Origin of the sequence: Streptomyces sp. NPDC047917 (assembly GCF_043204345.1) — a bacterium.
GTDB classification, from domain to species: Bacteria; Actinomycetota; Actinomycetes; order Streptomycetales; family Streptomycetaceae; genus Streptomyces; species Streptomyces sanglieri.
This window is the reverse complement of the sequence record NZ_JBIDCA010000008.1, coordinates 445,603-469,502: the sequence shown is the minus strand read 5'-3', so window position 1 is coordinate 469,502 and position 23,900 is coordinate 445,603. Positions and strand designations below refer to the sequence as shown.

19 protein-coding genes are annotated in these 23,900 nt (G+C 70.2%); 10 read left to right on the top strand and 9 right to left on the bottom strand.

What is annotated here, in order from left to right; genetic code table 11:
• Nucleotides 1-163: 163 nt before the first annotated feature.
• Genes ACGF8B_RS22020 through ACGF8B_RS22000 form a run of 5 tightly spaced genes read right to left on the bottom strand, consistent with a single transcriptional unit; the run spans nt 164 to nt 5,584 of the window.
• Complete coding sequence (locus tag ACGF8B_RS22020; RefSeq protein WP_392741009.1) at nt 164-1,474, bottom strand: DUF58 domain-containing protein; 1,311 nt, start codon at nt 1,472-1,474, stop codon at nt 164-166.
• 10 nt (nt 1,475-1,484) lie between these two features.
• The gene (locus tag ACGF8B_RS22015; RefSeq protein ID WP_392741007.1) at nt 1,485-2,486 is read right to left on the bottom strand and encodes an AAA family ATPase; all 1,002 of its coding nucleotides are present in this window, start codon (nt 2,484-2,486) and stop codon (nt 1,485-1,487) included.
• Nucleotides 2,483-3,694, bottom strand: coding sequence for a DUF4350 domain-containing protein (locus ACGF8B_RS22010; RefSeq protein ID WP_392741005.1), 1,212 nt, complete (start codon nt 3,692-3,694; stop codon nt 2,483-2,485). Before ACGF8B_RS22010 ends, ACGF8B_RS22015 begins: the two co-directional genes overlap by 4 nt.
• Nucleotides 3,691-4,380, bottom strand: coding sequence for a DUF4129 domain-containing protein (locus ACGF8B_RS22005; protein ID WP_392741003.1), 690 nt, complete (start codon nt 4,378-4,380; stop codon nt 3,691-3,693). Before ACGF8B_RS22005 ends, ACGF8B_RS22010 begins: the two co-directional genes overlap by 4 nt.
• Nucleotides 4,381-4,384: 4 nt before the next feature.
• Nucleotides 4,385-5,584 carry a glycerophosphoryl diester phosphodiesterase membrane domain-containing protein gene (locus ACGF8B_RS22000; RefSeq protein WP_392741001.1) on the bottom strand — a complete coding sequence of 400 codons (1,200 nt, stop codon included), beginning with the start codon at nt 5,582-5,584 and terminating at the stop codon, nt 4,385-4,387.
• Nucleotides 5,585-5,724: 140 nt separating this feature from the next.
• Here ACGF8B_RS22000 and mtnA point away from each other — a divergent pair, with 140 nt between their 5' ends.
• The 7 genes from mtnA (at nt 5,725) to ACGF8B_RS21965 (ending at nt 14,262) form a co-directional block, all read left to right on the top strand.
• Complete coding sequence (mtnA, locus tag ACGF8B_RS21995) at nt 5,725-6,873, top strand: S-methyl-5-thioribose-1-phosphate isomerase (RefSeq protein WP_392740998.1); 1,149 nt, start codon at nt 5,725-5,727, stop codon at nt 6,871-6,873.
• Nucleotides 6,874-6,877: 4 nt separating this feature from the next.
• Nucleotides 6,878-7,567: a two-component system response regulator MtrA gene (gene mtrA / locus ACGF8B_RS21990; protein WP_187438793.1), complete on the top strand. Its 690-nt coding sequence runs from the start codon at nt 6,878-6,880 to the stop codon at nt 7,565-7,567.
• A gap of 1 nt (nt 7,568) precedes the next feature.
• On the top strand, nt 7,569-9,593 hold the full coding sequence (gene mtrB, locus ACGF8B_RS21985) for an MtrAB system histidine kinase MtrB (protein WP_392740994.1): 2,025 nt from the start codon (nt 7,569-7,571) through the stop codon (nt 9,591-9,593).
• 28 nt (nt 9,594-9,621) lie between these two features.
• Nucleotides 9,622-11,448, top strand: coding sequence for an LpqB family beta-propeller domain-containing protein (locus tag ACGF8B_RS21980; protein WP_392740991.1), 1,827 nt, complete (start codon nt 9,622-9,624; stop codon nt 11,446-11,448).
• Nucleotides 11,449-11,589: 141 nt separating this feature from the next.
• Nucleotides 11,590-12,318: a ComF family protein gene (locus ACGF8B_RS21975; protein WP_392740988.1), complete on the top strand. Its 729-nt coding sequence runs from the start codon at nt 11,590-11,592 to the stop codon at nt 12,316-12,318.
• Nucleotides 12,319-12,639: 321 nt separating this feature from the next.
• Nucleotides 12,640-13,329: a ribosome hibernation-promoting factor, HPF/YfiA family gene (hpf, locus tag ACGF8B_RS21970; RefSeq protein WP_124723209.1), complete on the top strand. Its 690-nt coding sequence runs from the start codon at nt 12,640-12,642 to the stop codon at nt 13,327-13,329.
• A 183-nt stretch (nt 13,330-13,512) separates the two neighbouring features.
• On the top strand, nt 13,513-14,262 hold the full coding sequence (locus tag ACGF8B_RS21965) for a response regulator (protein WP_392740985.1): 750 nt from the start codon (nt 13,513-13,515) through the stop codon (nt 14,260-14,262).
• A gap of 73 nt (nt 14,263-14,335) precedes the next feature.
• On the opposite strand, the gene ACGF8B_RS21960 is transcribed toward ACGF8B_RS21965, so the two are convergent.
• On the bottom strand, nt 14,336-15,511 hold the full coding sequence (locus ACGF8B_RS21960; protein ID WP_392740983.1) for a winged helix-turn-helix domain-containing protein: 1,176 nt from the start codon (nt 15,509-15,511) through the stop codon (nt 14,336-14,338).
• Nucleotides 15,512-15,576: 65 nt separating this feature from the next.
• Complete coding sequence (locus ACGF8B_RS21955; protein WP_392740980.1) at nt 15,577-16,149, bottom strand: GNAT family N-acetyltransferase; 573 nt, start codon at nt 16,147-16,149, stop codon at nt 15,577-15,579.
• Nucleotides 16,150-16,388: 239 nt separating this feature from the next.
• Between ACGF8B_RS21955 and secA the strand changes: the two genes are divergently transcribed.
• On the top strand, nt 16,389-19,220 hold the full coding sequence (gene secA / locus ACGF8B_RS21950) for a preprotein translocase subunit SecA (RefSeq protein WP_392740977.1): 2,832 nt from the start codon (nt 16,389-16,391) through the stop codon (nt 19,218-19,220).
• A 1,945-nt stretch (nt 19,221-21,165) separates the two neighbouring features.
• Here the strand turns inward: secA and ACGF8B_RS21945 are convergent.
• The gene (locus tag ACGF8B_RS21945) at nt 21,166-21,594 is read right to left on the bottom strand and encodes an Rv3235 family protein (protein ID WP_360544244.1); all 429 of its coding nucleotides are present in this window, start codon (nt 21,592-21,594) and stop codon (nt 21,166-21,168) included.
• 292 nt (nt 21,595-21,886) lie between these two features.
• Here ACGF8B_RS21945 and ACGF8B_RS21940 point away from each other — a divergent pair, with 292 nt between their 5' ends.
• Both ACGF8B_RS21940 and ACGF8B_RS21935 read left to right on the top strand, forming a co-directional pair.
• Nucleotides 21,887-22,393 carry a DUF6912 family protein gene (locus ACGF8B_RS21940; RefSeq protein WP_392740973.1) on the top strand — a complete coding sequence of 169 codons (507 nt, stop codon included), beginning with the start codon at nt 21,887-21,889 and terminating at the stop codon, nt 22,391-22,393.
• Between the two features lie 67 nt (nt 22,394-22,460).
• A complete protein-coding gene (locus tag ACGF8B_RS21935) occupies nt 22,461-23,132 on the top strand; it encodes an HAD hydrolase-like protein (protein WP_342286845.1) in 672 nt (223 codons plus the stop codon).
• A gap of 191 nt (nt 23,133-23,323) precedes the next feature.
• Here ACGF8B_RS21935 and ACGF8B_RS21930 read toward each other — a convergent pair whose 3' ends face one another.
• Nucleotides 23,324-23,893, bottom strand: a complete 570-nt coding sequence (locus ACGF8B_RS21930) for a DJ-1/PfpI family protein (protein WP_392740970.1) — start codon at nt 23,891-23,893, stop codon at nt 23,324-23,326.
• Nucleotides 23,894-23,900: the final 7 nt, after the last annotated feature.

Sequence of the window (23,900 nt, the reverse complement as noted above, 5' to 3'; positions counted from 1 at the left end):
ACTGCAGGGGGGACCCTGTGGGAGAGTAGGACGCCGCCGAACTCCTTTTACGGGAAAGCCCCGTGTCCTTGTGGACACGGGGCTTTTCTGCGTTTTAAGGGCAGCCGGTGCAGCCGGTCGGGGGGCTCTCCCGGCATGTGGCTCTGTTTGTGGGAGGTACGTGTCAGAGCCGCCCCGCTGCCTTGAGGGCGAGGTAGGCATCGGCGAGGGCCGGGGCAAGGTTGTCCGGGGTGGCGTCGACGACCACCGCGCCATGACGCTGGAGCTGCTCTGCGGTGCGGAGCCGTCCAGCCTGGGCCTGTGCGCCCGCCGCCGCTTCGTAAACCGCGTCCACTGTGCCTCTCGAACCTGCCATCCGCTCGACATGCGGGTCCGCCACAGAAGCCACCAGCACAGTGTGGCGCTGCGTCAGACGGCGGAGTACAGGAAGCAGACCCTCCTCCACGGGGGCCGAGTCCAGACCGGTGAGAAGCACGATCAAGGAGCGACGAGGAGCTCCGGCGAGCACGGCGGCGACGAGACCGCGGGCATCCGTTTCCACCAGCGCCGGCTCGACGGGTGCCAGGGCGTTCACCATGGCCGACAGGACCTCTCCCGAGGACCGGCCCTGGACCTGCGCGCGGACCCGACGGTCGTAGGCAAGCAGGTCCACGCGGTCGCCGGCGCGAGTCGCGAGGGCGGTGAGCAGCAGGGCCGCGTCCAGGGACGCGTCGAGACGGGGCACGTCACCGACACGCCCCGCCGAGGTACGGCCGGTGTCCAGGACGACGAGGATGTGACGGTCCCGCTCGGGGCGCCACGTGCGTACCGCGACGGCGGACTGGCGTGCAGTGGCCCGCCAATCGATTGAGCGGGTGTCGTCGCCGGGTACGTACGCACGGAGGCTGTCGAACTCCGTGCCCTCGCCACGGGTGAGCACACTGGTGCGGCCGTCCAGCTCGCGGAGTCTGGCGAGACGGGACGGCAGATGCTTCCGGCTGGTGAAAGGAGGCAGGATCCGTACCGTCCACGGGATCTGGTGGCTTCCCTGTCGGAAGGCGAGCCCCAGTGGGCCGAAGGAGCGGACGGTGACGCGCTCGGCTCGGCGGTCTCCCCTGCGTGTCGGCCGCAGGACGGTGGTCAGCCGGCGGCGTTCGCCCGGCGGGACCGTCAGCGCGTGCCGTGAGGAAGCCTGCTCCGTGCCTGCGGTCCAACTGCTGGGAGGCCAGGCGTCGCGAAGGTGTGCCCGCAACTTGCGACGGGAAGTGTTGGTTACGGTGAGTTGCACCTCGGCAGTCTCGCCGAGTCGAACGCTTGTGTCACCGGATCGGGTGAAATGGAGCGTGCGCACTGGTGCAGCCAGGGCATAGTCGCAGAGAATTGCCAAAGAGAGCGGTGCGTCGACTGCCAGCATCCCGGTCCAACTCGGGGCCAGGATGCCTACAGGGAGTGATCCCAGGGCGGCCAGCAGGGCGGTACGTCCGGTGAGGGCCACGGTCACCGCCTCATCGGGGTACGGGGACGTGGGCGAGGACGGCCGTGATGACGGAGTCGGGGGTGACACCCTCCATCTCCGCCTCGGGCCGCAGTTGGATGCGATGGCGAAGTGTGGGGAGTGCCAGGGCTTTCACATCGTCCGGGATGACGTAGTCACGGCCGGTGAGCCAGGCCCAGGCACGAGCGGTCGAGAGCAGGGCGGTGGCGCCTCGGGGGGAGACGCCGAGGGAGAGCGAGGGGGATTCACGCGTGGCACGACAGATATCGACGACATAGCCGGCGATCTCGGGAGAGACCTTGGTCCGGGCGACCGCGTTGCGGGCGGCTTCCAGATCTGCCGGGCCGGCGACGGGACGTATGCCGGCCGACTTGAGGTCGCGGGGATTGAAGCCGTCGGAATGACGGGTGAGGACGTTGATCTCCTCCTCCCGCGAGGGCAGAGGAACCGTCAGTTTGAGGAGGAACCTGTCCAGTTGGGCCTCGGGGAGCGGATAGGTGCCCTCGTATTCGACGGGATTCTGCGTGGCGGCCACAAGGAAGGGGTCCGGCAGCTGCCGAGGAGTTCCGTCGACGGTGACCTGGCGCTCTTCCATGGCTTCGAGGAGGGAGGACTGGGTCTTGGGAGGGGTGCGGTTGATCTCGTCGGCGAGCAGGAGATTGGTGAAGACGGGGCCGGGCTGGAAGGAGAACTCGGCCGTGCGGGCGTCGTAGACGAGTGAGCCGGTGACGTCGCTGGGCATCAGATCGGGGGTGAACTGGACGCGCTTGGTGTCGAGTTCGAGCGATGCGGCGAGAGCTCGGACCAGGAGGGTCTTGGCCACTCCCGGGACGCCTTCGAGGAGAACATGGCCTCGGCAGAGCAGAGCGACGACGAGTCCGGTGACGGCCGGGTCCTGGCCGACAACGGCCTTGGCGATCTCCGAGCGCAGCGCTTCCAGGGACGCGCGGGCTGTGTCGCCGTTCCCGGGGGGCTCGGTGGTTTCGGCGGGCACGGGGAGCGAGGCGCTCATGACGTGCGTACCTCTCTTTCGAGGGTGTCGAGTTGGTCTGCCAGTCGGACGAGAGCGGCATCGTCGGACGGGGCGGGTCCGAAGAGCAAAGCCTGGAGGCTGTCGTCGGTGCTGCCCAGGCGGGTGGAAACGGCGGGGACGAGTGTTGAGGGGGAGTGGGCGTCGCGTGGGGGGACGCCGATGAGTGGGGCGAGGCGGTTGCGGGTGGCGGAACGCAGGGACTCGGCGGCCCGGTCACGGGCGTTCGCCTTGCGGTAGAGGCGGGCCCGGCCCTCGGTGGATTCCGAGGCGCGGATGGCCACGGGCAGCCGCTCGGTCACCAGGGGGCCCAAGCGGCGGGCGCGCCAGACGGCGGCGAGCACGGCGGCCAGGGCGAGTTGCAACGTGCCCCACAGCCAGCCCTGGGGGATCAGGTCCGCGAAGCTGCGGTCGTCGGAGGTGCCGTCGCCGTCGCCACCCCCGTTCCCGGTGGCAGTGGACGCGTCAGCGAGTGAAGGGAGGTACCAGATCAGATGAGGACGGGAACCGAGAAGCTGCAGGGCCAGGGACGCGTTGCCCTGGTTGGCGAGTCTGTCGTTGCGGAGGAGGTCGGGGGCGCCGAGGAGCACGGTGTCACCCGCTCCCTGTTCGACCAGGAGCACGGTGGGGAGGCCGCCGCTCGGGAAGCAGGCGGTGGTGTCGAGTCCGTCCGAGGAGTAGCCGAACCCTCCCGTTTCGACATCGCCGGCACGGCGGGCGGCGGGCAGGGAGCATCCGGGGGAGCGAGCGGCGACCGGTCCGGTGGACTGCGCGCTGACACCGGGGACCAGCGTGCGCACGGAGGGCGGGCCCGCTGCGAGCAGGACGGTGCGGCCGGCCGAGTTGTCGGTCGCTGCGCGGAGTTCGCGCTGCTGGTGCGGTGCCAGCAGATTGGGGGACGTGACAAGCAACGTGGTGTCGGGGCCGAGTGCTGCGGTGGCATCGTCGAGCGTGGTGACCACACGAACGGAAACGCCACGCTCCTTGAGGAGTTCGGCGACAGCCCGGCTGCCGAAGCGGTCGGCGGAGCGAGGGTCCAGGAGGCCGTGCTGGTCGCCGGAGCGGACGGTCGCCAGGGCGATTCCGGCGGCGACGAGTACGAGGAGGGCGAGGAGCAGGCCGCGGATCCGGACCCAGACCTGGTGAGCGGTGAGTGCCGACGAGGTGGAGGCTGCGGAGACCCCGGTCATTCGGCTGCCCCCTGGGTCGTGGTCGTCAGGAGGGGCTTGGCGCCTTCGAGGGCGAGGTCCAGGTCTCGTACGACCAGGTATGCCTGCTGGTCGGCGGTACGGCCGCCATATGTGACCTCGTCGAATGTCCTGGCGGCCTCGTGGAGTCGCACCGCGTGTGCGGGGAGCGGTCCGCCCGCTTCGGCGGCGGCCTCGTCCGCGGTGCGCCCGGGGCGGGGGTCGAGCAGGGCGCGCTCCTCCAGGGAGCGGACGATGGCACGCATCCGTTCCTGGACCGCTTCGTTCCAGCGCCGGGCGGTGGCGTGGGCCTCGGCGGCCTTCCGGTGTTCGGCCGCGCTGCGGGGGCTGTCGTCGAAGAGAGCGTCCGCGGACCGCACGGTGCGGCGCGGTGTGCCCAGCCGCCACCAGAGCGCGGCGACCAGGCCCACGACGATCAGTACGAGCACGACGAGACCTGCCGGGCCGCCCGGTGCGGCGCCGGAGGCCGTGTCGAGGAGATCACCGATCCAGTCCCAGAGCCGGTCGAGGCCCCGCTGGAGGAGGTTGGGATCGTTCTCGTGGTACATCGGTTTGGACAGTTCGTGCTTCGCGTCCTCGCCGGCTGGGACACGTGGAGTGTCCACGGGTATGTCACCGCTCGCGCGGACCAGTAGCCGTACTGCTGTGGTGCCCCCCGCCCCCGACACGGCATCAGCTCCTGGTGTCGTATCCGGGCAGGCCCGCGGCCCGGGCGAGCTCAAGATCGAGTGCTTCACGGCGGATGCGCTGATCGATGTAGAGCAGCGCCATCACGCCGGCGGAGAGCGGGTAGGTGATCGTCGCGATGATCACTTCACCGATGCCGGAGACGATCAGGAAGGGCCAGCCGAAGTTGCTGGAGCCGTCCGTCAGGGCAGAGCCGATTCCGTCGCCGTCCACGATCACCGCGATGACGCCGAACGGGATGGTGACGATCACGGCCACGATGAGTGTCAGCAGCCCGGTCAGCGCCAGGATGCCGAAGGTCCGCCACCATGCGCCCCTGACCAGCTTCGACGAGCGGCGCATGGAGGTGGTGATCGACTGGCGCTCCAGCATCAGGGCCGGAGAGGCGAGGCAGAAGCGGACCATCAGCCAGATGACGACGCAGAGCGCGGCCATGAATCCGAGGAGGGCGAGCCCGGCCCCCGCGGCGGAGCCGATGAGCATGCCCGGCATCAGACCCACCGCAAGGACGGCGGCGCTGATCAGGGCCAGCAGCAGGGTCAACCCCAGCAGCTGAGGAAGCCGTGGCCGGGCCTCGGCCCAGGCGTCCGAGAGCGTCACGGGGCGGCCCAGCACGGAGCGGCTGATCACCACGGTCAGCACGGATGTCGTGATCAGCGTGGCGATCATGGTGATGAGCAGCGAAGGCAGGCTGCTGAACAGGGTCGACTGAGCCGAGTCGGTGGCCTGCCGCAGCGCTTCCGAGCCGGTGGCGTTCGGATCGATCCGCGGAGGCTCCGGCAGCAGGAACCGCTCCACGAGGATGATCGCGATCTGGGCCACCACGGACACGGCGAGTGTGATGCCGAGGACGGTGCGCCAGTGGGCGCGCATCGTGGAGACCGCACCGTCGAGGATCTCGCCGACGCCGAGCGGCCGGAGCGGGATGACACCGGGCTTGGCGGCGAAGGGCGGCCGGCCCCAGCCGGGGCCCTGGGGTCCGCCACCCCAGCCTGCGGGAGGTGGTGCGCCAGGACCGGAGCCGGGAGTGCCCGGTGGGGACCACTGCCCTGCGGGCGGCTGCGCGGGAGACCAGTTCCCTGCCGGGCTGCTGCCGTCGGCGGGCTCGGAGGGCCGGGGAACACCGGCGCCCTTACCCTCGGAGGGGGCGGATCCGGGCGAGGCCCAGCCCGGAGTGTCGTTCATTCTCGCTCCTTCATGGTCCTGCCCGCTCATCGGGGCGGCAGGCTGGCAGCCATCGTGCCACGCGTTGCCCAGGTCTGGGCCGGGCGCTCCATCTCCTTCCTGCCTTCATTTGCGGGTGGCTCACCGGGCAGACTGGGCGGATGGCTGATCAGGACGCGCAATCGCCGGTGGGCATCGATCCCCCCGCGCTTCCCGCACTTCGTTGGGCCGAGCCGCCGGAAGGTCCCGCGCTGGTGCTTCTCGACCAGACGCGACTGCCGGCGGAGGAGGCCGAGCTGGTGTGCACCGATGTGCCCGCGCTGGTGCGGGCGATCCGGACACTGGCGGTGCGCGGGGCCCCGCTGCTCGGGATCGCGGGGGCCTACGGGGTGGCTCTGGCGGCCGCCCGGGGAGATGACATGGTGTCTGCCGCGGAGCTGCTGGAACGGGCGCGGCCCACCGCGGTGAACCTCGGGTACGGGGTACGGCGCGCCGAGAGGGCCTATCGGGAGGCCATCGGGAAGGGCGCGGATCCGCAGCGGGCCGCGGCGGCGACGCTGGCCGAGGCCAGGATGTTGCACCGGGAGGACGCCGAGGCCAGCGGGCGCATGGCTCGCCATGGCCTTGCCCTGCTCGACGAGCTGCTGCCCGGGGGCGGTGGGCATCGCCTGCTGACGCACTGCAATACGGGGGCGCTCGTCTCCGGGGGCGAGGGCACCGCCTTCGCGGTGGCGCTCGCCGCGCACCGGGGGAGCCGGCTGCGGCAGCTGTGGGTGGACGAGACGCGTCCACTGCTGCAGGGGGCCAGGCTTACGGCGTACGAGGCGGCGCGCAACGGAATGCCTTACAGCCTGCTCACGGACAATGCCGCAGGGTCGTTGTTCGCCGCGGGGGAAGTGGACGCCGTGCTCATCGGGGCGGACCGCATCGCCGCGGACGGGTCGGTGGCGAACAAGGTGGGGAGCTATCCGCTGGCCGTGCTCGCGAAGTACCACCACGTACCGTTCATCGTGGTCGCGCCGACCACGACCGTGGATCCGGGCACCGCGGACGGGGCGTCGATCATCGTCGAGCAGCGGCCGGGGGCAGAGGTGACGGAGCTCACATCGCCGTGGGCCGGGGTGGCGGGCGAGGATGCGGTCGGACTGCCCGTGGCACCGGTGGGAACCGCCGCGTACAACCCCGCGTTCGATGTCACGCCCCCGGAGCTGATCACGGCGATTGTCACGGAGGAGGGTGCGGTTTCCCCGGTCACGGGGGTCGGACTGGCCGAGCTGTGTGCCAGATCATCGCAGGTAACGATTAGCTAATGGGATGATGTCGATTATGAAGGGACGCGTCCTTGTCGTCGACGACGACACCGCACTGGCCGAGATGCTCGGGATTGTGCTGCGTGGTGAAGGGTTCGAGCCGTCGTTCGTAGCGGACGGCGACAAGGCACTTGCCGCATTTCGTGAGGCCAAGCCGGACCTGGTCCTGCTCGATCTCATGCTGCCCGGTAGGGACGGCATCGAGGTCTGCAGGTTGATCAGGGCCGAGTCGGGTGTGCCGATCGTCATGCTCACTGCCAAGAGCGACACGGTTGACGTGGTGGTGGGCCTGGAATCCGGGGCCGACGACTACATCGTCAAGCCGTTCAAACCTAAGGAGTTGGTTGCCCGGATCAGGGCACGTCTGCGGAGGTCCGAGGAACCGGCGCCGGAGCAGCTGGCCATCGGGGACCTGGTCATCGACGTGGCCGGTCACTCGGTGAAGCGGGAGGGGCAGTCGATCGCCCTCACCCCGCTGGAATTCGACCTGCTGGTCGCGCTCGCCCGCAAGCCGTGGCAGGTCTTCACCCGTGAGGTGCTGCTGGAGCAGGTGTGGGGATACCGCCACGCCGCCGACACCCGGCTGGTGAACGTGCACGTCCAGCGACTGCGTTCCAAGGTCGAGAAGGACCCGGAGCGGCCGGAGATCGTGGTGACCGTCCGAGGGGTCGGTTACAAGGCCGGACCGAGCTGACATGCCCCCGAGTAGCGCTGCTCCGCAGCCCGGGGAGCCGGGAGCCCGTGCGGAGCGGGCTGCCGGTCCAGGACACCGGGCGCTCCGGATGGGGCGCCTTCTGCAGGGCGGCCGGTTGTTCCACGACCGGGCGCCCGGCGGTCCTGTGCCGCGATTGCTGATGCGTTGGGTGCGGCGTCCGCTGCTGCCCGCCGTGAGGCTCTGGCGGCGCAATCTCCAGCTGCGGGTCGTCGCGGGCACGTTGCTCATGTCGCTCGGTGTGGTGCTGCTCCTCGGGCTGGTCGTGATCGGTCAGGTGCGCAACGGCCTGCTCGACGCCAAGGGCAAGGCCGCCCAGACGCAGGCGGCAGGCGGTTTCGCCGCGGCCCAGGAGAAGGCGAACGCCCCCCTCACCCCCGGTGGGCAGGGCGGCGACACGGCGGACGGCGCCACCGCCAACAACTCCTGGCGGACCGAGCTCGTCGATCAGCTCGCCAGCGGCGGCAAGAACGCCTTCAACGTGGTGGCGCTCAGCGCCGACGAGGGAACCCGTGCCCCGCGCGGCTCGGGCAGCGTGGAGGCGGTGAGCATCCCGCAGAGCCTGCGGGATGCCGTGAACAAGGGGTCCGGGGCGTTCCAGACGTACTCGGAGATCCAGTACGCGAACGGGCAGCAACCGCAGCCCGGACTCGTCGTGGGCAAGCGGCTCTACGACAACGACCACAATCCGTACCAGCTCTACTATCTCTTCCCGCTGACGCAGGAGGAGAAGTCGCTGACGCTGATCAAGGGCACGCTGGCGACCGCGGGACTCTTCGTGGTCGTGCTGCTCGGGGCCATCGCCTGGTTCGTGGTGCGGCAGGTCGTCACGCCGGTGCGCATGGCGGCCGGCATCGCGGAGCGGCTCTCGGCAGGCCGGCTCCAGGAGCGGATGAAGGTCACCGGCGAGGACGACATCGCCCGGCTCGGTGAGGCCTTCAACAAGATGGCCCAGAACCTCCAGCTGAAGATCCAGCAGCTGGAGGAGCTCTCCCGGATGCAGCGGCGCTTCGTCTCCGACGTCTCCCACGAGTTGCGGACGCCGCTGACGACCGTACGGATGGCCGCCGATGTCATCCATGAGGCCCGCAGCGACTTCGATCCGGTGACGGCGCGTTCCGCGGAGTTGCTCGGGGACCAGCTCGACCGGTTCGAATCGCTGCTGTCCGATCTGCTGGAGATCAGCAGGTTCGACGCCGGGGCCGCGGCGCTGGAGGCGGAGCCGATAGATCTGCGGCAGGTCGTACGACGGGTGATAGGCGGGGCCGAGCCACTGGCCGAGCGCAAGGGCACCCGGATCCGGGTGGTCGGCGACGAGCAGCCGGTCATCGCGGAGGCCGACGCACGGCGGGTCGAGCGTGTCCTGCGCAATCTGGTGGTCAACGCCGTCGAGCACGGCGAGGGCCGCGACGTGGTGGTGCGGATGGGGGTGGCCGGAGGCGCGGTCGCCGTGGCCGTCCGGGACTACGGGGTGGGGCTGAAGCCGGGCGAGGCGACGCGGGTGTTCAACCGTTTCTGGCGGGCCGACCCGGCCCGCGCGCGGACGACCGGCGGTACCGGCCTCGGGCTCTCCATCGCGGTGGAGGACGCCCGGCTGCACGGCGGCTGGCTCCAGGCATGGGGCGAGCCCGGCGGCGGTTCGCAGTTCCGGCTGACTCTGCCGCGTACCGCGGACGAGCCGCTGCGCGGATCGCCGATACCTCTGGAGCCCGAGGACTCCCGTCGTAACCGGGAGAACCGTGAACGGGCCGCGGCCGCGCCGAAGGCCGCGAGCGAGCACCGGCTGACGGCCGTGCCGACCCAGCCCGGCGGCAACGACCGGTCCGCCCTGCCCGTGCCGTCGCGCACCCCGGCGGCACCCCGGACGACGCCGGCCTCGGTGCACCCGGCGGCCCTTCCGGGGAGTGGCGCACGGGTGGTCGCCCGCCACGCCGAGGAGCGGTCGGGCGGCGAATTGGACACTGCGGTGCAGGACCCGGAGCGGGGGGACACGAATCGTGGGGACTGACCGTCGTAAGGACGGCCGTGGACGCGCAATGGGGCTGGTCGCGCTGCTCGGATGCGGTGCGGTGCTGCTGTCCGCGTGCGGCTCGATGCCGGTCACCGGGGACGTCAAGGCTGTCGACGCCTCGCAGCCCGGCGACTCCCAGGTGCAGGTGTACGCCGTCGCGCCTCGTGACAACGCCACGCCCAACGAGGTGGTCGACGGCTTCCTGGAGTCCATGACCAGTGACGACCCGCAGTTCAGGACGACCCGCCGGTACCTGACGAAGAAGGCGGCCGGGACGTGGAAGCCGAACGCGGCCACCACCGTGCTCACCAAGGCACCGAACCGGAACGACCGGACCCTCCGCGACAGCGAACGCGACGTCACCGAGGTCACCTACACGCTGACCGGTGAGGCGGTGGCGACGGTCGACGAGCAGAGTGCCTACCAGCCGCTCGCGCCCACGGACTACAACCAGACCCTGCATCTGGTGAAGGAGAACGGGCCGGGCGGCAAGGAGTGGCGGATCGACCGCGTTTCGGACGGCCTGCTGCTCGGACAGTCGGACTTCAGGCGTCTCTACCGCTCCGTCAACAAGTACTACTTCGAGGCGGGGCGGTCGGACGGGCAGTCGGCCCTGGTCGCCGATCCGGTCTATCTCCGCAGCCGGACGGACCCCGTCACGGGGATGGACACCGTGACGCAGTCCGTCCGCAGCCTCCTCGCGGGGCCCACCAGCTGGCTTCAGCCCGTGGTCGCATCGCGGTTCCCGCCCGGTACGGCGCTGAAGAAGGGGGTCACCTCGCTGGCCCCCGACGACCGCAACGTACTGAAGGTCCCGCTCGACAAGAAGGCGGACGGCGTCGGGCAGCGCACCTGTCGCATGATGGCCTCGCAGGTCCTCTACACACTGAGGGACCTGACGTCCGCCCGGGTCGAGCAGGTCCAACTCCAGCGTTCCGACGGCTCTCCGCTGTGTCTGCTCGGAGCGGACCAGGCGGAGGAGTTCGCCCCTGACGGTTCGTCGAGCGGGCCGGACAGCCAGTACTTCGTCGACGCCAAGGGGCAGGTGGAACGAATTCCCGGCAGCACCAAGGGCAGTGGGGCCCCGGAGGCGGTGGCCGGCCCGCTCGGTGACGGAACGGTACGGATGGGCGCGGTCGGGGTGGCCAGGGACGAGCAGTCGGCGGCGGCCGTCTCGCGCGACGGGACTTCTCTGTACGTGTCGTCCATCGTCTCGGACGCCGAACTTCCCGCGGCCTCGTTGACCAGCAGGTCCCACGACGCGAAGAACCGTCTGTCGACACCGAGCTGGGACGGCAGGGGCGACCTGTGGGTGGCCGACCGGGACCGCGACCGGCCCAGACTGCTGAGACTGGCCGGAGGCACCGGCGAGCCGCAGGCGGTCGCCGTGCCCGACCTGGACGGCGGACGGATCGAGGCGTTGCGCATGTCCGCGGACGGAGTCCGGATAGCCCTGCTGGTGACCCAGGACGGCCGCACCACGCTGAAGATCGGCCGGATCGAACGGCGCGGGCGGGAATCGTCGCAGCAGGTGTCGGTGGTGGAGCTGCGCCAGGCCGCGCCGCAGCTGACGGATGTGACCGCGATGTCGTGGTCGGGCCGCAGCCGCCTCGTGGTGGTCGGCAAGGAGCAGGGTGGCGTGCAGCAGGTGCGTTACGTGCAGGCGGACGGCTCGACGTCCGCATCGGGCGTGCTGCCCGGCGTGAACCAGGTGCTGTCGGTCGCGGCGGCCGACGACGAGCAGCTTCCGCTGATGGCGGCCACGTCCAGTGACGGGATCGTGAAGCTGTCGCCCGGTGACAACTGGCAGACGGTGGTCAAGGAAGGCTCGTCGCTGGTCTACCCGGGCTGAGCCACCGGGATCCACCCGGGCTGAGGGCCACCGGGATCCACCCGGGTTGAGAGCCACCGGTTCGACCCGTCCGGCCGAGGCCGGGCGGTCGCGTTTTCCACAGGGGTGGCCCGGTCGCTGCGGGAGGCGCACAGTGGAGTCATGCGGGGGTGGTGGCGGGAGATCTCCGGCCTGGTACTGCCGGTGACCTGTGGTGGCTGCGGCAGGCCACGCGCAGACCTGTGCGAGGAGTGCCGGGCGGAACTCCACGGCGGGGTTCCGCGCCGGGTGAGGCCCGTTCCGGAGCCGGCGGGCCTGCCGACGGTGTACGCGGCCGCCGGGTACGAGAACGCGGTACGTGCGGTGCTGCTGGCCCACAAGGAACGCGGCGAGCTGGGGCTGGTGGGCGCGCTCGGCAAGGCGCTGGCGGGTGCCGTACGGGCCGGGGCGGGGCATGCGGGTGCCGACGGGCCCCTGCTGCTCGTACCCGTGCCGTCGGCGCGGCGTGCGGTGGCGGCACGCGGCCATGATCCGACGCGCCGGATCGCGCTGGCCGCGGCGGGAGAACTGAGACGTGGTGACACCCCGGCCCGGGTGGTCGCGGTGCTCCGGCAGCACCGCGCGGTGGCCGACCAGGCGGGGCTGGGCGCCGGTCGGCGGCAGGAGAATCTGGCGGGGGCGCTGGAGGTCCGGACCGGGGGCGAGCGGCTGCTTGCGGCCGGGCGGGTGGTGCTGGTGGACGACCTTCTGACGACGGGAGCCTCGCTCGCCGAGGCGGCCCGGGCAGTGGCGGCGGCGTGCGGCCACGCGGGTGCTGACCCGGGAGACGGGCAGGCAGCCGTGGTCGCAGCATCTCCGTCGGCATTCGAAATAAACCGGAACTGTCAATGAACTTGCATCGTTGCAGGTAGTGAGTGAGAAAAACGCCCTGAACGGAGGTACGCGCGAGTAGCGGGTGCCGACATCCGGCTTGGCAGGCTATGTTCGGTTGTGAGGAATGGTGAATGCCAGACCTCGATGAATGCACCGCCAGGTTTCGGGCAGGCAACACACCAGTGGTCCAGAAGCTGGAATTCGGTGGGGTGGAGTCCTCGCCGATGGGGGAGGAGGAGGTGGAAGTCACCGAGTCCGCGGCTCCGGTTGTCACCGGGGCCTGGTGCAAAAGGGAGACGCTCCACCGATGAGTGGAGCGATCCGGGAACGGAGTTCTGCGTGGACATCGTCGTCAAGGGCCGCAAGACCGAGGTGCCCGAGCGGTTCCGCAAGCACGTGGCCGAGAAGCTGAAGCTGGACAAGATCCAGAAGTTCGACGGCAAGGTGATCAGCCTCGACGTCGAGGTGTCCAAGGAGCCGAACCCCCGTCAGGCCGACCGTTCCGACCGGGTGGAGATCACGCTCCGCTCGCGTGGTCCGGTCATCCGGGCGGAAGCGGCCGCAGGCGACCCGTACGCAGCGCTGGACCTGGCCACCGGCAAGCTGGAGGCGCGGCTGCGCAAGCAGCACGACAAGCGCTACAGCCGCCGCGGCAATGGCCGGATTTCCGCTGCCGAGGTCGGCGAGATCGTGCCGGGGGCGGCGTCCTTCAACGGTGAAGGCGACCTGATCGCCGACGAGTCGGCCGAGTCCGTGCCCACCACGAGGTTCGGCTCGCTGGAGATTCAGGGCGAGGGTCCGCTGGTGATGCGCGAGAAGACGCACGTCGCCGCACCGATGTCGCTCGACCAGGCGCTCTACGAGATGGAGCTGGTCGGGCACGACTTCTATCTGTTCGTCGACTCCGAGACGAAGGAACCCAGTGTCGTCTACCGACGGCATGCCTATGACTACGGTGTCATCCACCTGAGGACCGACCCGCTGGCCGCCGACGAGGCGGGCGGCGCAGGCGGTGCGCTCGGCGGCTGACGCCACGCTTCCGCGGTGCCCCTGGAGCGCCTGTGCGCCCCCAGGGGCACCCGCGTGCGACCACGGGATCACCGCTCTGACGTCCAGGCATGGAATCATGGCGTCCCAAGCCAACCGGTGCTCTGTGAACTGCCGTTGGCGGACAGTGTGAACTTCAGGCCATGGCCTTCAGGGGGAGGAACGATGGCGGACACCTTCGGGCCCGTGCGTGATGCGAATGATGCCGACGACATCGCCGGTGCCGGCACCGGCGCGGACAGTGGCTTCCGCAGGGAGCCGATCAGGGTCCTCGTGGTGGACGACCACGCGCTCTTCCGCAGAGGCCTGGAGATCGTCCTCGCCCAGGAGGAGGACATCCAGGTCGTCGGAGAGGCGGGCGACGGGTCGGAGGCGGTCGACAAGGCCGCCGATCTGCTCCCCGACATCGTGCTGATGGACGTCCGGATGCCGAAGCGCGGTGGCATCGAGGCCTGCACGGCGATCAAGGAAGTGGCGCCCAGCGCGAAGATCATCATGCTGACGATCAGCGACGAGGAGGCCGACCTCTACGACGCGATCAAGGCCGGTGCCACCGGCTATCTCCTCAAGGAGATCTCCACGGACGAGGTGGCCACGGCGATTCGCGCGGTCGCGGACGGGCAGTCCCAGATCAGCCCTTCCATGGCGTCCAAGCTGCTCACCGAGTTCAAGTCGATGATCCAGCGGACCGACGAGCGCAGGCTCGTGCCGGCCCCCCGGCTCACCGACCGGGAACTCGAAGTCCTCAAACTCGTTGCAACGGGCATGAACAATCGCGATATCGCGAAGGAACTGTTCATTTCCGAGAACACCGTGAAGAACCACGTCCGCAACATTCTGGAGAAGTTGCAGTTGCACTCCAGGATGGAAGCCGTGGTCTATGCCATGCGGGAGAAGATCCTGGAGATCCGGTGACCGTCCAGGGAAGAGCCGATCGGGGAAGAGGCGGCCCGGCGAAAGGGCCGGGCGAGGGTGCCGGAACGCGCGCTCACGCCAGGGCGCGGGCGATTTCCTGAGCGAGCGGCCCGCGCAGTTCCGGCGCGTCTACCCGCTCCAGCCTGACGTCCGTACAGCCGACCCAGGAAGCGGCCTCCACCAGCGCCTGGGCCATGGGGGCCACGGCCTTCCCGCTCGCCAACGACACCTGCCGGGCGACCAGCGTGCTGCCCTCGCGCGCCGGGTCGACGCGGCCCTGGAGCCTTCCGCCCGCCAGCAGCGGCATCGCGAAGTACCCGTGGACCCGCTTGGGCTTGGGGACGTATGCCTCCAGACGGTGGGTGAAACCGAAGATCCGCTCGGTGCGCGCCCGCTCCCAGACCAGTGAGTCGAACGGCGACAGCAGCGTCGTACGGTGCCGTCCGCGCGGCTCCGAGGCCAGCGCCGCCCGGTCCGCCCAGGCCGGCTTCGCCCAGCCCTGCACCGACACCGGCACCAGCCCGGAGTCCGCCACCACCGCGTCGAACTGCTCGCCCTTGAGCCGGTGATAGTCCGCGATGTCCGCGCGGGTACCCACCCCCAGGGACTGCCCCGCGAGCGCGACCAGCCGCCGCAGGCACTCCGTGTCGTCCAGATCGTCGTGCAGCACCTCGTCGGGCAGGGCCCGCTCGGCGAGGTCGTACACCCGCTTCCAGCTGCGCCGCTCGGTGCACACCACCTCGCCGTACATCAGGGCCCGCTCGACGGCGACCTTCGACGCCGACCAGTCCCACCACTCCCCGCCGTTCTTCGCGCCGCCCAGCTCCGTCGCCGTCAGCGGGCCCTCGGCGCGCAGCTGCTTGATCACCGTCTCGTACGCGCCGTCCGGCAGATCGTGGTGCCAGTGCGGGCGGGAGCGGTAGGCGCGGCGGCGGAAGGCGAAGTGCGGCCACTCCTCGACCGGCAGGATGCACGCCGCGTGCGACCAGTACTCGAAGGTGCGGCCGCCCGACCAGTACGCCTCCTCCACGGTGCGCCGCCCGACCGTGCCGAGGCGCGCGTACGGAATCAGCTCGTGCGATCGCGCGAGCACCGAGATCGTGTCGAGCTGTACGGCACCCAGGTGCCGCAGCACGCCCGGAACCCCGGCCCTGCGGTCCGGAGCGCCGAGGAAGCCCTGGGCGCGCAGGGCGATCCTGCGCGCCTGGTCGGCGGAGAGTTCAACGGCGGGAGGCGGCACAGACGTCATGCCCCGAACCCTAGAGGCAGGCACTGACAGCCGGCCGGGGTCCCTGTGGAACCCCGGCCGACGGGTCAGGGGGCGGGCAGATAGGCGTGGGTGCCCGGCAGCCCGAGGTCGGAAGGGAGCAGCGCGCCGATCCAGGAGTCGCGCCGTACGCCCTTGTTGAGCAGGCCCGAGCGCTGGTCGCCCTCCATCAGGAAGCCGGCCCTCAGCGCCACGGCACGCGAGGGGGCGTTGCCCACCTCGGCGCGCCACTCCAGCCGGTCGCCGCCCAGCGCGGTGAAGGTCCAGCGGGCGGCGCACCGCACCGCCTCCGTCATGTAGCCGCGGCCCCGGTGCTCCGCGGCGGTCCAGAACCCCACCTCGTACGTGCCCGGCAGGTTGCGGCGGTTGATGCCGAGGGCGCCGGTCAGGGCGCCGCTCTCGCGCAGGACCACCGCGAAGTTGTACATGGAGTCGTCCTGCCAGCCACCGGGGCACAGCTTTCCCGCGAAGAATTCCGCGTCGGCACGGCTGTACGGGGAGGGCACGACCGTCCACCGCTGGATGTCCGGGTCCTGACAGGCGGTGTGGATCGCGTCCGCGTCACCTTCGGTGAAGGGGCGCAGCAGCAGACGGTCGCTGGTGAGGGTGATCGGCTCCATGAAGGGATTCTGGTGAGGGTGTGCTCGGGAAGCGAACACTTTTCGGACTTCCCGGCACCTTCGGCGCTCCTCGTCCGTTGACTCGGAGGGGACAGCGGGGCCAACGCGGCGGCAGCCCTCCCGAGGCGGCGGGGTCCTCGCTTACGATGGCCGTTGCGGTGGGGCCCACCTGCCGTGCCCGTGCCAGAGTCCATAACACGACCCAGTGCCAGGCCCGACCGGCAAGGAGACCAGCCTCAGTGTCCGTCTTCAACAAGCTCATGCGTGCAGGCGAAGGCAAGATCCTGCGCAAACTGCACCGCATCGCGGACCAGGTCAGCTCCATCGAAGAGGACTTCGTCAACCTCTCCGACGCCGAGCTGCGGGCGCTCACCGACGAGTACAAGGAACGGTACGCGGACGGCGAGAGCCTGGACGACCTGCTCCCCGAGGCATTCGCGACCGTCCGTGAGGCCGCCAAGCGGGTCCTCGGACAGCGCCACTACGACGTTCAGATGATGGGCGGCGCAGCCCTCCACCTCGGTTATGTGGCCGAGATGAAGACCGGCGAGGGCAAGACCCTGGTCGGTACCCTGCCGACCTATCTCAACGCGCTCTCCGGCAAGGGCGTGCACCTGATCACGGTCAACGACTATCTCGCCGAGCGAGACTCGGAACTGATGGGCCGCGTCCACAAGTTCCTCGGCCTGACTGTCGGCTGCATCATCGCCAACATGACGCCGGCCCAGCGCCGTGAGCAGTACGCCTGCGACATCACGTACGGCACGAACAACGAGTTCGGCTTCGACTACCTCCGCGACAACATGGCGTGGTCCGCCGACGAGCTCGTCCAGCGCGGTCACAACTTCGCCGTGGTCGACGAGGTCGACTCGATCCTCGTCGACGAGGCCCGTACGCCGCTGATCATCTCCGGCCCGGCCGACCAGGCCACCAAGTGGTACGGAGACTTCGCCAAGCTGGTCACTCGGCTGGCCAAGGGCGAGGCGGGCAATCCGCTCAAGGGTATCGAGGAGACCGGCGACTACGAGGTCGACGAGAAGAAGCGGACCGTCGCCATCCACGAGCCCGGTGTCTCGAAGGTCGAGGACTGGCTCGGCATCGAGAACCTCTACGAGTCGGTGAACACGCCGCTCGTCGGGTACCTCAACAACGCCATCAAGGCCAAGGAACTCTTCAAGAAGGACAAGGACTACGTCGTCATCGACGGCGAAGTCATGATCGTCGACGAGCACACCGGCCGTATCCTCGCGGGCCGCCGCTACAACGAGGGCATGCACCAGGCGATCGAGGCGAAGGAAGGGGTGGACATCAAGGACGAGAACCAGACCCTCGCCACGATCACCCTGCAGAACTTCTTCCGCCTCTACAGCAAGCTCTCCGGCATGACCGGTACGGCGATGACCGAGGCCGCCGAGTTCCACCAGATCTACAAGCTCGGTGTGGTGCCGATCCCGACCAACCGGCCGATGGTCCGTGCCGACCAGTCGGACCTGATCTACCGCACCGAGGTCGCGAAGTTCGCCGCGGTCGTCGACGACATCGCCGAGAAGCACGAGAAGGGGCAGCCGATCCTGGTCGGCACCACCTCGGTCGAGAAGTCGGAGTACCTCTCGCAGCAGCTCTCCAAGCGCGGTGTCCAGCACGAGGTCCTCAACGCCAAGCAGCACGACCGTGAGGCGACGATCGTCGCCCAGGCCGGCCGCAAGGGCGCGGTCACGGTCGCGACGAACATGGCCGGACGAGGCACCGACATCAAGCTCGGCGGCAACCCCGACGACCTTGCTGAGGCGGAGCTGCGCCAGCGCGGGCTCGACCCCGTCGAGCACGTCGAGGAGTGGGCGGCCGCGCTGCCCGCGGCGCTGGAGAAGGCCGAGCAGTCCGTCAAGGCGGAGTTCGAAGAGGTCAAGGAGCTCGGCGGGCTGTACGTCCTGGGCACCGAGCGGCACGAGTCGCGGCGTATCGACAACCAGCTGCGTGGTCGCTCCGGCCGTCAGGGCGACCCGGGCGAGTCCCGCTTCTACCTGTCGCTCGGCGACGACCTGATGCGGCTGTTCAAGGCGCAGATGGTCGAGCGCGTCATGTCGATGGCCAATGTGCCGGACGATGTGCCGATCGAGAACAAGATGGTGACGCGGGCGATCGCGTCGGCCCAGTCGCAGGTCGAGCAGCAGAACTTCGAGACGCGCAAGAACGTCCTGAAGTACGACGAGGTGCTCAACCGGCAGCGTGAGGTCATCTACGGGGAGCGTCGCCGGGTCCTGGAGGGCGAGGATCTGCAGGACCAGATCCGCCACTTCATGGACGACACGATCGACGACTACATCCGTCAGGAGACCGCCGAGGGCTTCGCGGAGGAGTGGGACCTGGACCGTCTGTGGGGCGCGTTCAAGCAGCTCTACCCGGTGAAGGTCACCGTCGACGAGCTGGAGGACGCGGCCGGCGACCGGGCGGGGATCACGGCCGAGTTCATCGGCGAGTCCATCAAGGACGACATCCACGAGCAGTACGACGAGCGTGAGAAGCAGCTCGGCTCGGACATCATGCGTGAGCTGGAGCGGCGTGTGGTGCTGTCCGTCCTGGACCGCAAGTGGCGTGAGCACCTCTACGAGATGGACTACCTCCAGGAGGGCATCGGCCTCCGTGCCATGGCGCAGAAGGACCCGCTGGTCGAGTACCAGCGCGAGGGCTTCGACATGTTCAACGCCATGATGGAGGGCATCAAGGAGGAGTCCGTCGGCTACCTGTTCAACCTGGAGGTCCAGGTCGAGCAGCAGGTGGAGGAGGTGCCGGTGCAGGACGAGGCCGAGCGGACCTCGCTCACCAAGGAGGATGCCGTGCCGGCGGCGCGTCCGGAGATCCGGGCCAAGGGGCTCGACGCTCCGCAGCGTCCGGACCGGCTGCACTTCTCCGCTCCCACGGTGGACGGGGAGGGCGGGGTCGTCGAGGGCGACTTCTCCAACGGTGACGGTACGGCCGGGGCCGGGGCCGGGTCCGAGTCGGACGGGCTGACCAGGGCGGAGCGGCGCAAGGCCCAGAAGAACGGTGGGGGCGGACGTCGTCGTAAGAAGTAGCTGCGGCAGCAGTAGTGACGGCTGCGGGTGACGTCTTTGGGCGTCGTTGCGGTGGTCGGGTCGTAGTGGGGTTGTAGCCGGGGTCGGGCGCGTGTGGTTTGGGCGTCCGGCTCCGGCTTTTTGGTGTGCGGTTTTTGGTGTGCGGTTTGTGGTTTGGGGCTGTGGGTGTTCGCGGCCTGTGGGTTGTGGCTGCTGGTGGGCGTTGGGGGTCGGGGGTTAGGGGTTGGGTCGCTGCGCGAGGCCTGTCCCCTACCCGCCCCTTCCCGAAACCGGGGCTCTGCCCCGGACCCCGCTCCTCAATCGCCGGAGGGGCTAGGTGGGGCCGGAGACGCTTGGTGGGGCCGGGAGGGGCCGGGGAGGGGCCGGGGAGGGGCTTGGGGAGGGCTTGAGGGGCTGGGGGAGCCTGCTGCGGGCTTGGGGGAGAGGTGAGGGCCGGGGAGCTGGCTGAGGGGCTTGGGGGAGAGGTGAGGGCCGGGGAGCTGGCTGAGGGGCTTGGGGGAGAGGTGAGGGGCTCGGGAGCCGACTGAGGGGTCTGGGGGAGCTGATCGAGGCGGGCCCTGCCCAGGCAGATCAGAGCAGGACCGGGGCCAGGGCGGGGCCCGGGGCCATGCCCCGCAGGAGGCAGGGCAAGGCGGGGTCGGGCCGAGCTGGGCCCGGACCGGGCGAGCTGGGCAGGGCGAGGCAAGGCAGCCGAGCAGGCCCCGTAGAGGGCCGGGCATGCCCAAGCCGACCGGGCATGCCAAGCGTGGCTGAGCCCGGCCAGGCCAGGTAGGGCGGATCAAGGCTGAGTCGCGTCGGACCGAGCAGTCGGGAGGGCTGAGAAGGGCTGAGAGGGTTCGGGAGGCCGGGAGGTTCGGGAGGGCCCGGGGAGGCCTGAGCAAGTCTTGGGGTCTGAGTAGGTCCGGGAAGGGCCGGAGAGGTTCGGGAGGGCCCGGGGAGGTCCGAGTAAGTCCGGGGGCCCGAGCGAGTCCGGGAAGGGTCGGGGAGGTTCGGGAGGGCCTGGGGAGGCCTGAGTAAATCCAGGGAGGGCTGAGCAGGTCCGGAAGGCCCGAGCAGGGTCTGGGGAGGGCTGAGCAGGTCTGGGGAGGGCCGAGAAGGGCCGGCAGGTGTGATGGGTGTTTGGAAGGGGGCGGTGGGGCGTGACCGGGCTGAGGCGGGGTTGAGGAGGCGGTCACTGGGGCGAACTGGGCTGGATGGGGCTGAGAGGGAGGCGAATGGGGGCGAGGCAGGGCTGAGAGGGGGCAGGAGGGGCTGGGACGGGATGTGTGGCTCCCCTTCTGTGTTGGCTCCTCTCCCGGCCCCGTAGGAGGCCGGGAGAGGCTGGGGTGGGACGCGCGGACTCCGCTGGTTCTGTTCCGGCCCTCCCCGGCCTTGCTCCGTGGTCCGGCCTCCGTGGTTCGGCTCGTCCGTGGTTCGGCCTCTGCTCGGACTGGCTTGGTTCGGTCTTGCTCGGACCGGTGCGACCCTTGCCCGCCTTGCTTGGTGCGGCCCTACTCGGTCCGTCAGCCTTGCGGCCCTGCTCGGTTCGGTCCGGCTCAGCCTTGCTTGGCCTGCTTTGCTCTGCTCGGCCTTGCCTCCCTGCGGAGCCTGCCCTCCTCGCCTCGTCCAGCCCTGCTCTGTCCAGCCCCGTCCGACCTCGCCCTGCCGCGCCCTGCCTCGCACCGCCTCGTCTGGCCCAGTACGGCCTTGCCCGGCCCGTACCCCGGCCTTGCCCGGCCCCTACCCCTGCTCGGCCTCGGCCTGCCCTGATCTGCCTCGGTCGGCTAGTCCCGCCCCGTCCTGCCCCGTCCCACCCCGATCTCCGTTCATCTCCTCGCTCCCGTCTTTGCCCGGTCCCGGCTCTGCTGCGTTGTCGGTTTCGGTGGTGGACTGCCCAGGTCCAGGTCCAGGCCCAGGCCTGGTCTGTCCGATCCGCCTCCCCTCGCGGTCGTCGGCCTCGGCCCGGCTAGCGGGACGGGGCCGGTTGCAGGTGTTCGTCGCCGAGTTCCACTGCTGCGCAGCGCCAGCGGAGGTCCGGGCCCTGTTCCAGGCGGAAGGCCATGGCGCGTACCTGTTCGCCGGCCGCGATGCTCGCGCAGGCCTCCACCACGCCCGGGGCCGGCTGGGCGCCGTGGCACATGCGGATCACGGGGCGGGCGCCGCGGGCCCTGAGCGGGGTGCGGGGGGCCAGTTCGGCGAGTTGGTCGTAGGCCTCGCCGATGGTGTGGCCGAGCATCCAGTGCACCGGGCGCTGGCCGCTGAGGACCGCCAGGAGGCGGTCGGCGAACCAGTGGTGCGGGCGTACGCGCCGGGGAGTCCGGGTGCGCTGGGGTGGTACGGATTCGGGCCTGCGCTGGTCGCGGCGTCCGGCGGGCCGGGTCCTGTTCGTGCTCATCGATCATCGCCCCCGTGCTTCAGAGGCCCGGTGAAATACCGGGCGGTAACTTCTGCTGTGGACCTTCTACGGCGACGGCCGAGGAGGCCGCAAGCGGCAGGAGGGCGACGGGGACGGTCGGGAGGAATCACCTATCCGGGTGATGCGGGTGCTGCCGGGCGGGGTCCGAGACGGGCGCAGGGAGGGTGAGGGGTGGTTGCCGGGTGGACGGGGCGGCATCGGTGCACGTGACCCCAAAGGGGGACGTCACACGTATCCTGAGGGCGTTTCCGACTACGAAAGCGACCCGGCCATGCGCGTGTACGTCCCCCTGACCCTGTCCGGTCTCGCAGCGGCGCACCGGGCGGGCGAAATCGGTCCCGGGCCGCTCACCGCGTACGCGGTGACCCCCGCACTGCGTGAGTGGTACGTCTCGGACGACATCGAGGAGCTGGAGTACGCGGCGCTCAACCGGGCCGCCTCCGCTTCGCTGCGCATGATCGCGCAGAACCCCGACGCGGTGCGCAAGCGCGTCGTCGTGGCCGTCGAGGTGCCGGACGGCACGGCCGTCGCCGACCCGGATCACAGCCTCGACCCCTCCTCGCTCGGCGAGGTGCGGATCGCGTCTCCCGTGGCGCTCGCCAAGGCCGCCGCGGTGCATGTCGACGCGGACGACGCGCAGAAGGACGTCACGGCGGCGGCCGCGGCGCTGGGGGCGGCGGACCTCGGGGACGACGACGCGCAGTTCACCGTGGACGGCGCCGAGGACCATGAGCTGCTGTGGTTCGGGATCCAGGAGATTCCGCATCTGATCCCCTGACGGCGAGGGAACCGGGGCGGGCGCATCGGCTCGAACGGTTGTCGGAGGGGGCGGGTATTTTCTTTGCATGGGGACGCACGGGAAGCACCGCACGCATCTGGTCTGGGACTGGAACGGCACACTGCTCGACGACAACGACGCGGTCATCGGCGCGACCAATGCCGCGTTCGGCGAGGTCGGCCTGGCGCCGATCACCCTTGAGCAGTACCGGGAGATGTACTGCATCCCGATACCCCGCTTCTACGAACGGCTGATGGGCAGGCAGCCCACGCAGGCCGAGTGGGAGCGTATGGACGGGGTGTTCCACCGGCACTACACCGAGCGGCGGGACGCCTGCGGACTCACCGAAGGGGCCGAGGAGCTTCTCACCCAGTGGCAGCTGGGCGGGGGCAGCCAGTCGCTCCTGAGCATGTACGGGCACGACCAGCTGGTCCCCGTGGTGCGGGGGTACGGCATCGAGCGGCGCTTTCTGCGGGTGGACGGGCGCACCGGGCCCTCCGGCGGCAGCAAGGCCCGGCACATGGAGCGGCACATCGCCGCGCTGGACGGGATATCCGCCGAGCGCACGGTGATCATCGGTGACGCGGTGGACGACGCCGTGGCCGCGGCCCATGTCGGCGCGAAGGCCGTGCTCTACACCGGCGGGTCGCACAGCAGGGCCAGCCTGGAGGCGGCCGGGGTGCCGGTGGTGGACAGCCTGGCCGAGGCCGCGCGACTTGCCGAGCAGATCGCCGGGTGAGCATGGTCGGGCGGGGGCGCGCATCCGCCGGGTGAGGGAGGCCTGGTGAGGGCGCGCATCCGCCGGGTGAGGGAGGCCTGGCGGCGGCGCGCATCCGCCGGGTGGGGGAGGCCTGGTGGGCGCGCGCATCGCCGGGTGAGGGAGGCCCGTGGGCGCGCGCATCGCCGGGTGAGGGAGGCCCGTGGGGGGCGTCAGGTCGTCACCGGGGCCTTTGTACGGAGGATCTTCAGGAACGCGCGCATCCACGCCGAGTGGTCCGGCCAGGCGCGGGACGAGACCAGCACGCCGTCGACCACCGCCTCGTGGTCCTCGAAGGTGGCGCCCGCCGTCTGCATGTCGAGCTCCAGCGCGGGATACGCGGTGACGTGCCGGCCGGTCAGCGCGCCGACCGCCGCGGTCATCAGCGGACCGTGGCAGATCTGGGCCACCGGCCGGTCGGAGTCGAAGAACGCCTTGAGGAGCTTGCGCAGCTCGGGGTCGTTGCGCAGATATTCGGGTGCCCGGCCGCCCGGGACGACCACCGCCACGTAGTCCCCGGGGTCGACCTCGGAGAACGCCAGGTCGGCGGGCCAGGTGTAGCCCGGCTTCTCGGTGTACGTGTCGAAGCCCGGCTCGAAATCGTGCACCACGAAGCGGAGCGTCTTGCGGGCGGGCGCCGCGATGTGGACGTCGTACCCCTCCTCGCGCAGCCGCTGGTACGGGTAGAGGACTTCCAGGGACTCGGCGGCGTCGCCGGTGACGATCAGGATCTTCGGTGCCATGGCGGGG

What these genes read in the sequence shown, in the direction of transcription:
- ACGF8B_RS21980 (WP_392740991.1), top strand. Translation starts at nt 9,622, where the DNA reads ATGGGGCTGGTCGCGCTGCTCGGATGCGGTGCGGTGCTGCTGTCCGCG.
- mtrA (WP_187438793.1), top strand. Translation starts at nt 6,878, where the DNA reads ATGATGTCGATTATGAAGGGACGCGTCCTTGTCGTCGACGACGACACC.
- ACGF8B_RS21960 (WP_392740983.1), bottom strand. Translation starts at nt 15,511, where the DNA reads ATGACGTCTGTGCCGCCTCCCGCCGTTGAACTCTCCGCCGACCAGGCG.
- ACGF8B_RS21940 (WP_392740973.1), top strand. Translation starts at nt 21,887, where the DNA reads ATGCGCGTGTACGTCCCCCTGACCCTGTCCGGTCTCGCAGCGGCGCAC.
- ACGF8B_RS21975 (WP_392740988.1), top strand. Translation starts at nt 11,590, where the DNA reads ATGCGGGGGTGGTGGCGGGAGATCTCCGGCCTGGTACTGCCGGTGACC.
- ACGF8B_RS21945 (WP_360544244.1), bottom strand. Translation starts at nt 21,594, where the DNA reads ATGAGCACGAACAGGACCCGGCCCGCCGGACGCCGCGACCAGCGCAGG.
- ACGF8B_RS22015 (WP_392741007.1), bottom strand. Translation starts at nt 2,486, where the DNA reads ATGAGCGCCTCGCTCCCCGTGCCCGCCGAAACCACCGAGCCCCCCGGG.
- ACGF8B_RS21965 (WP_392740985.1), top strand. Translation starts at nt 13,513, where the DNA reads ATGGCGGACACCTTCGGGCCCGTGCGTGATGCGAATGATGCCGACGAC.
- mtnA (WP_392740998.1), top strand. Translation starts at nt 5,725, where the DNA reads ATGGCTGATCAGGACGCGCAATCGCCGGTGGGCATCGATCCCCCCGCG.
- ACGF8B_RS22010 (WP_392741005.1), bottom strand. Translation starts at nt 3,694, where the DNA reads ATGACCGGGGTCTCCGCAGCCTCCACCTCGTCGGCACTCACCGCTCAC.
- ACGF8B_RS21955 (WP_392740980.1), bottom strand. Translation starts at nt 16,149, where the DNA reads ATGGAGCCGATCACCCTCACCAGCGACCGTCTGCTGCTGCGCCCCTTC.
- mtrB (WP_392740994.1), top strand. Translation starts at nt 7,569, where the DNA reads ATGCCCCCGAGTAGCGCTGCTCCGCAGCCCGGGGAGCCGGGAGCCCGT.
- ACGF8B_RS22000 (WP_392741001.1), bottom strand. Translation starts at nt 5,584, where the DNA reads ATGAACGACACTCCGGGCTGGGCCTCGCCCGGATCCGCCCCCTCCGAG.
- ACGF8B_RS21935 (WP_342286845.1), top strand. Translation starts at nt 22,461, where the DNA reads ATGGGGACGCACGGGAAGCACCGCACGCATCTGGTCTGGGACTGGAAC.
- ACGF8B_RS21930 (WP_392740970.1), bottom strand. Translation starts at nt 23,893, where the DNA reads ATGGCACCGAAGATCCTGATCGTCACCGGCGACGCCGCCGAGTCCCTG.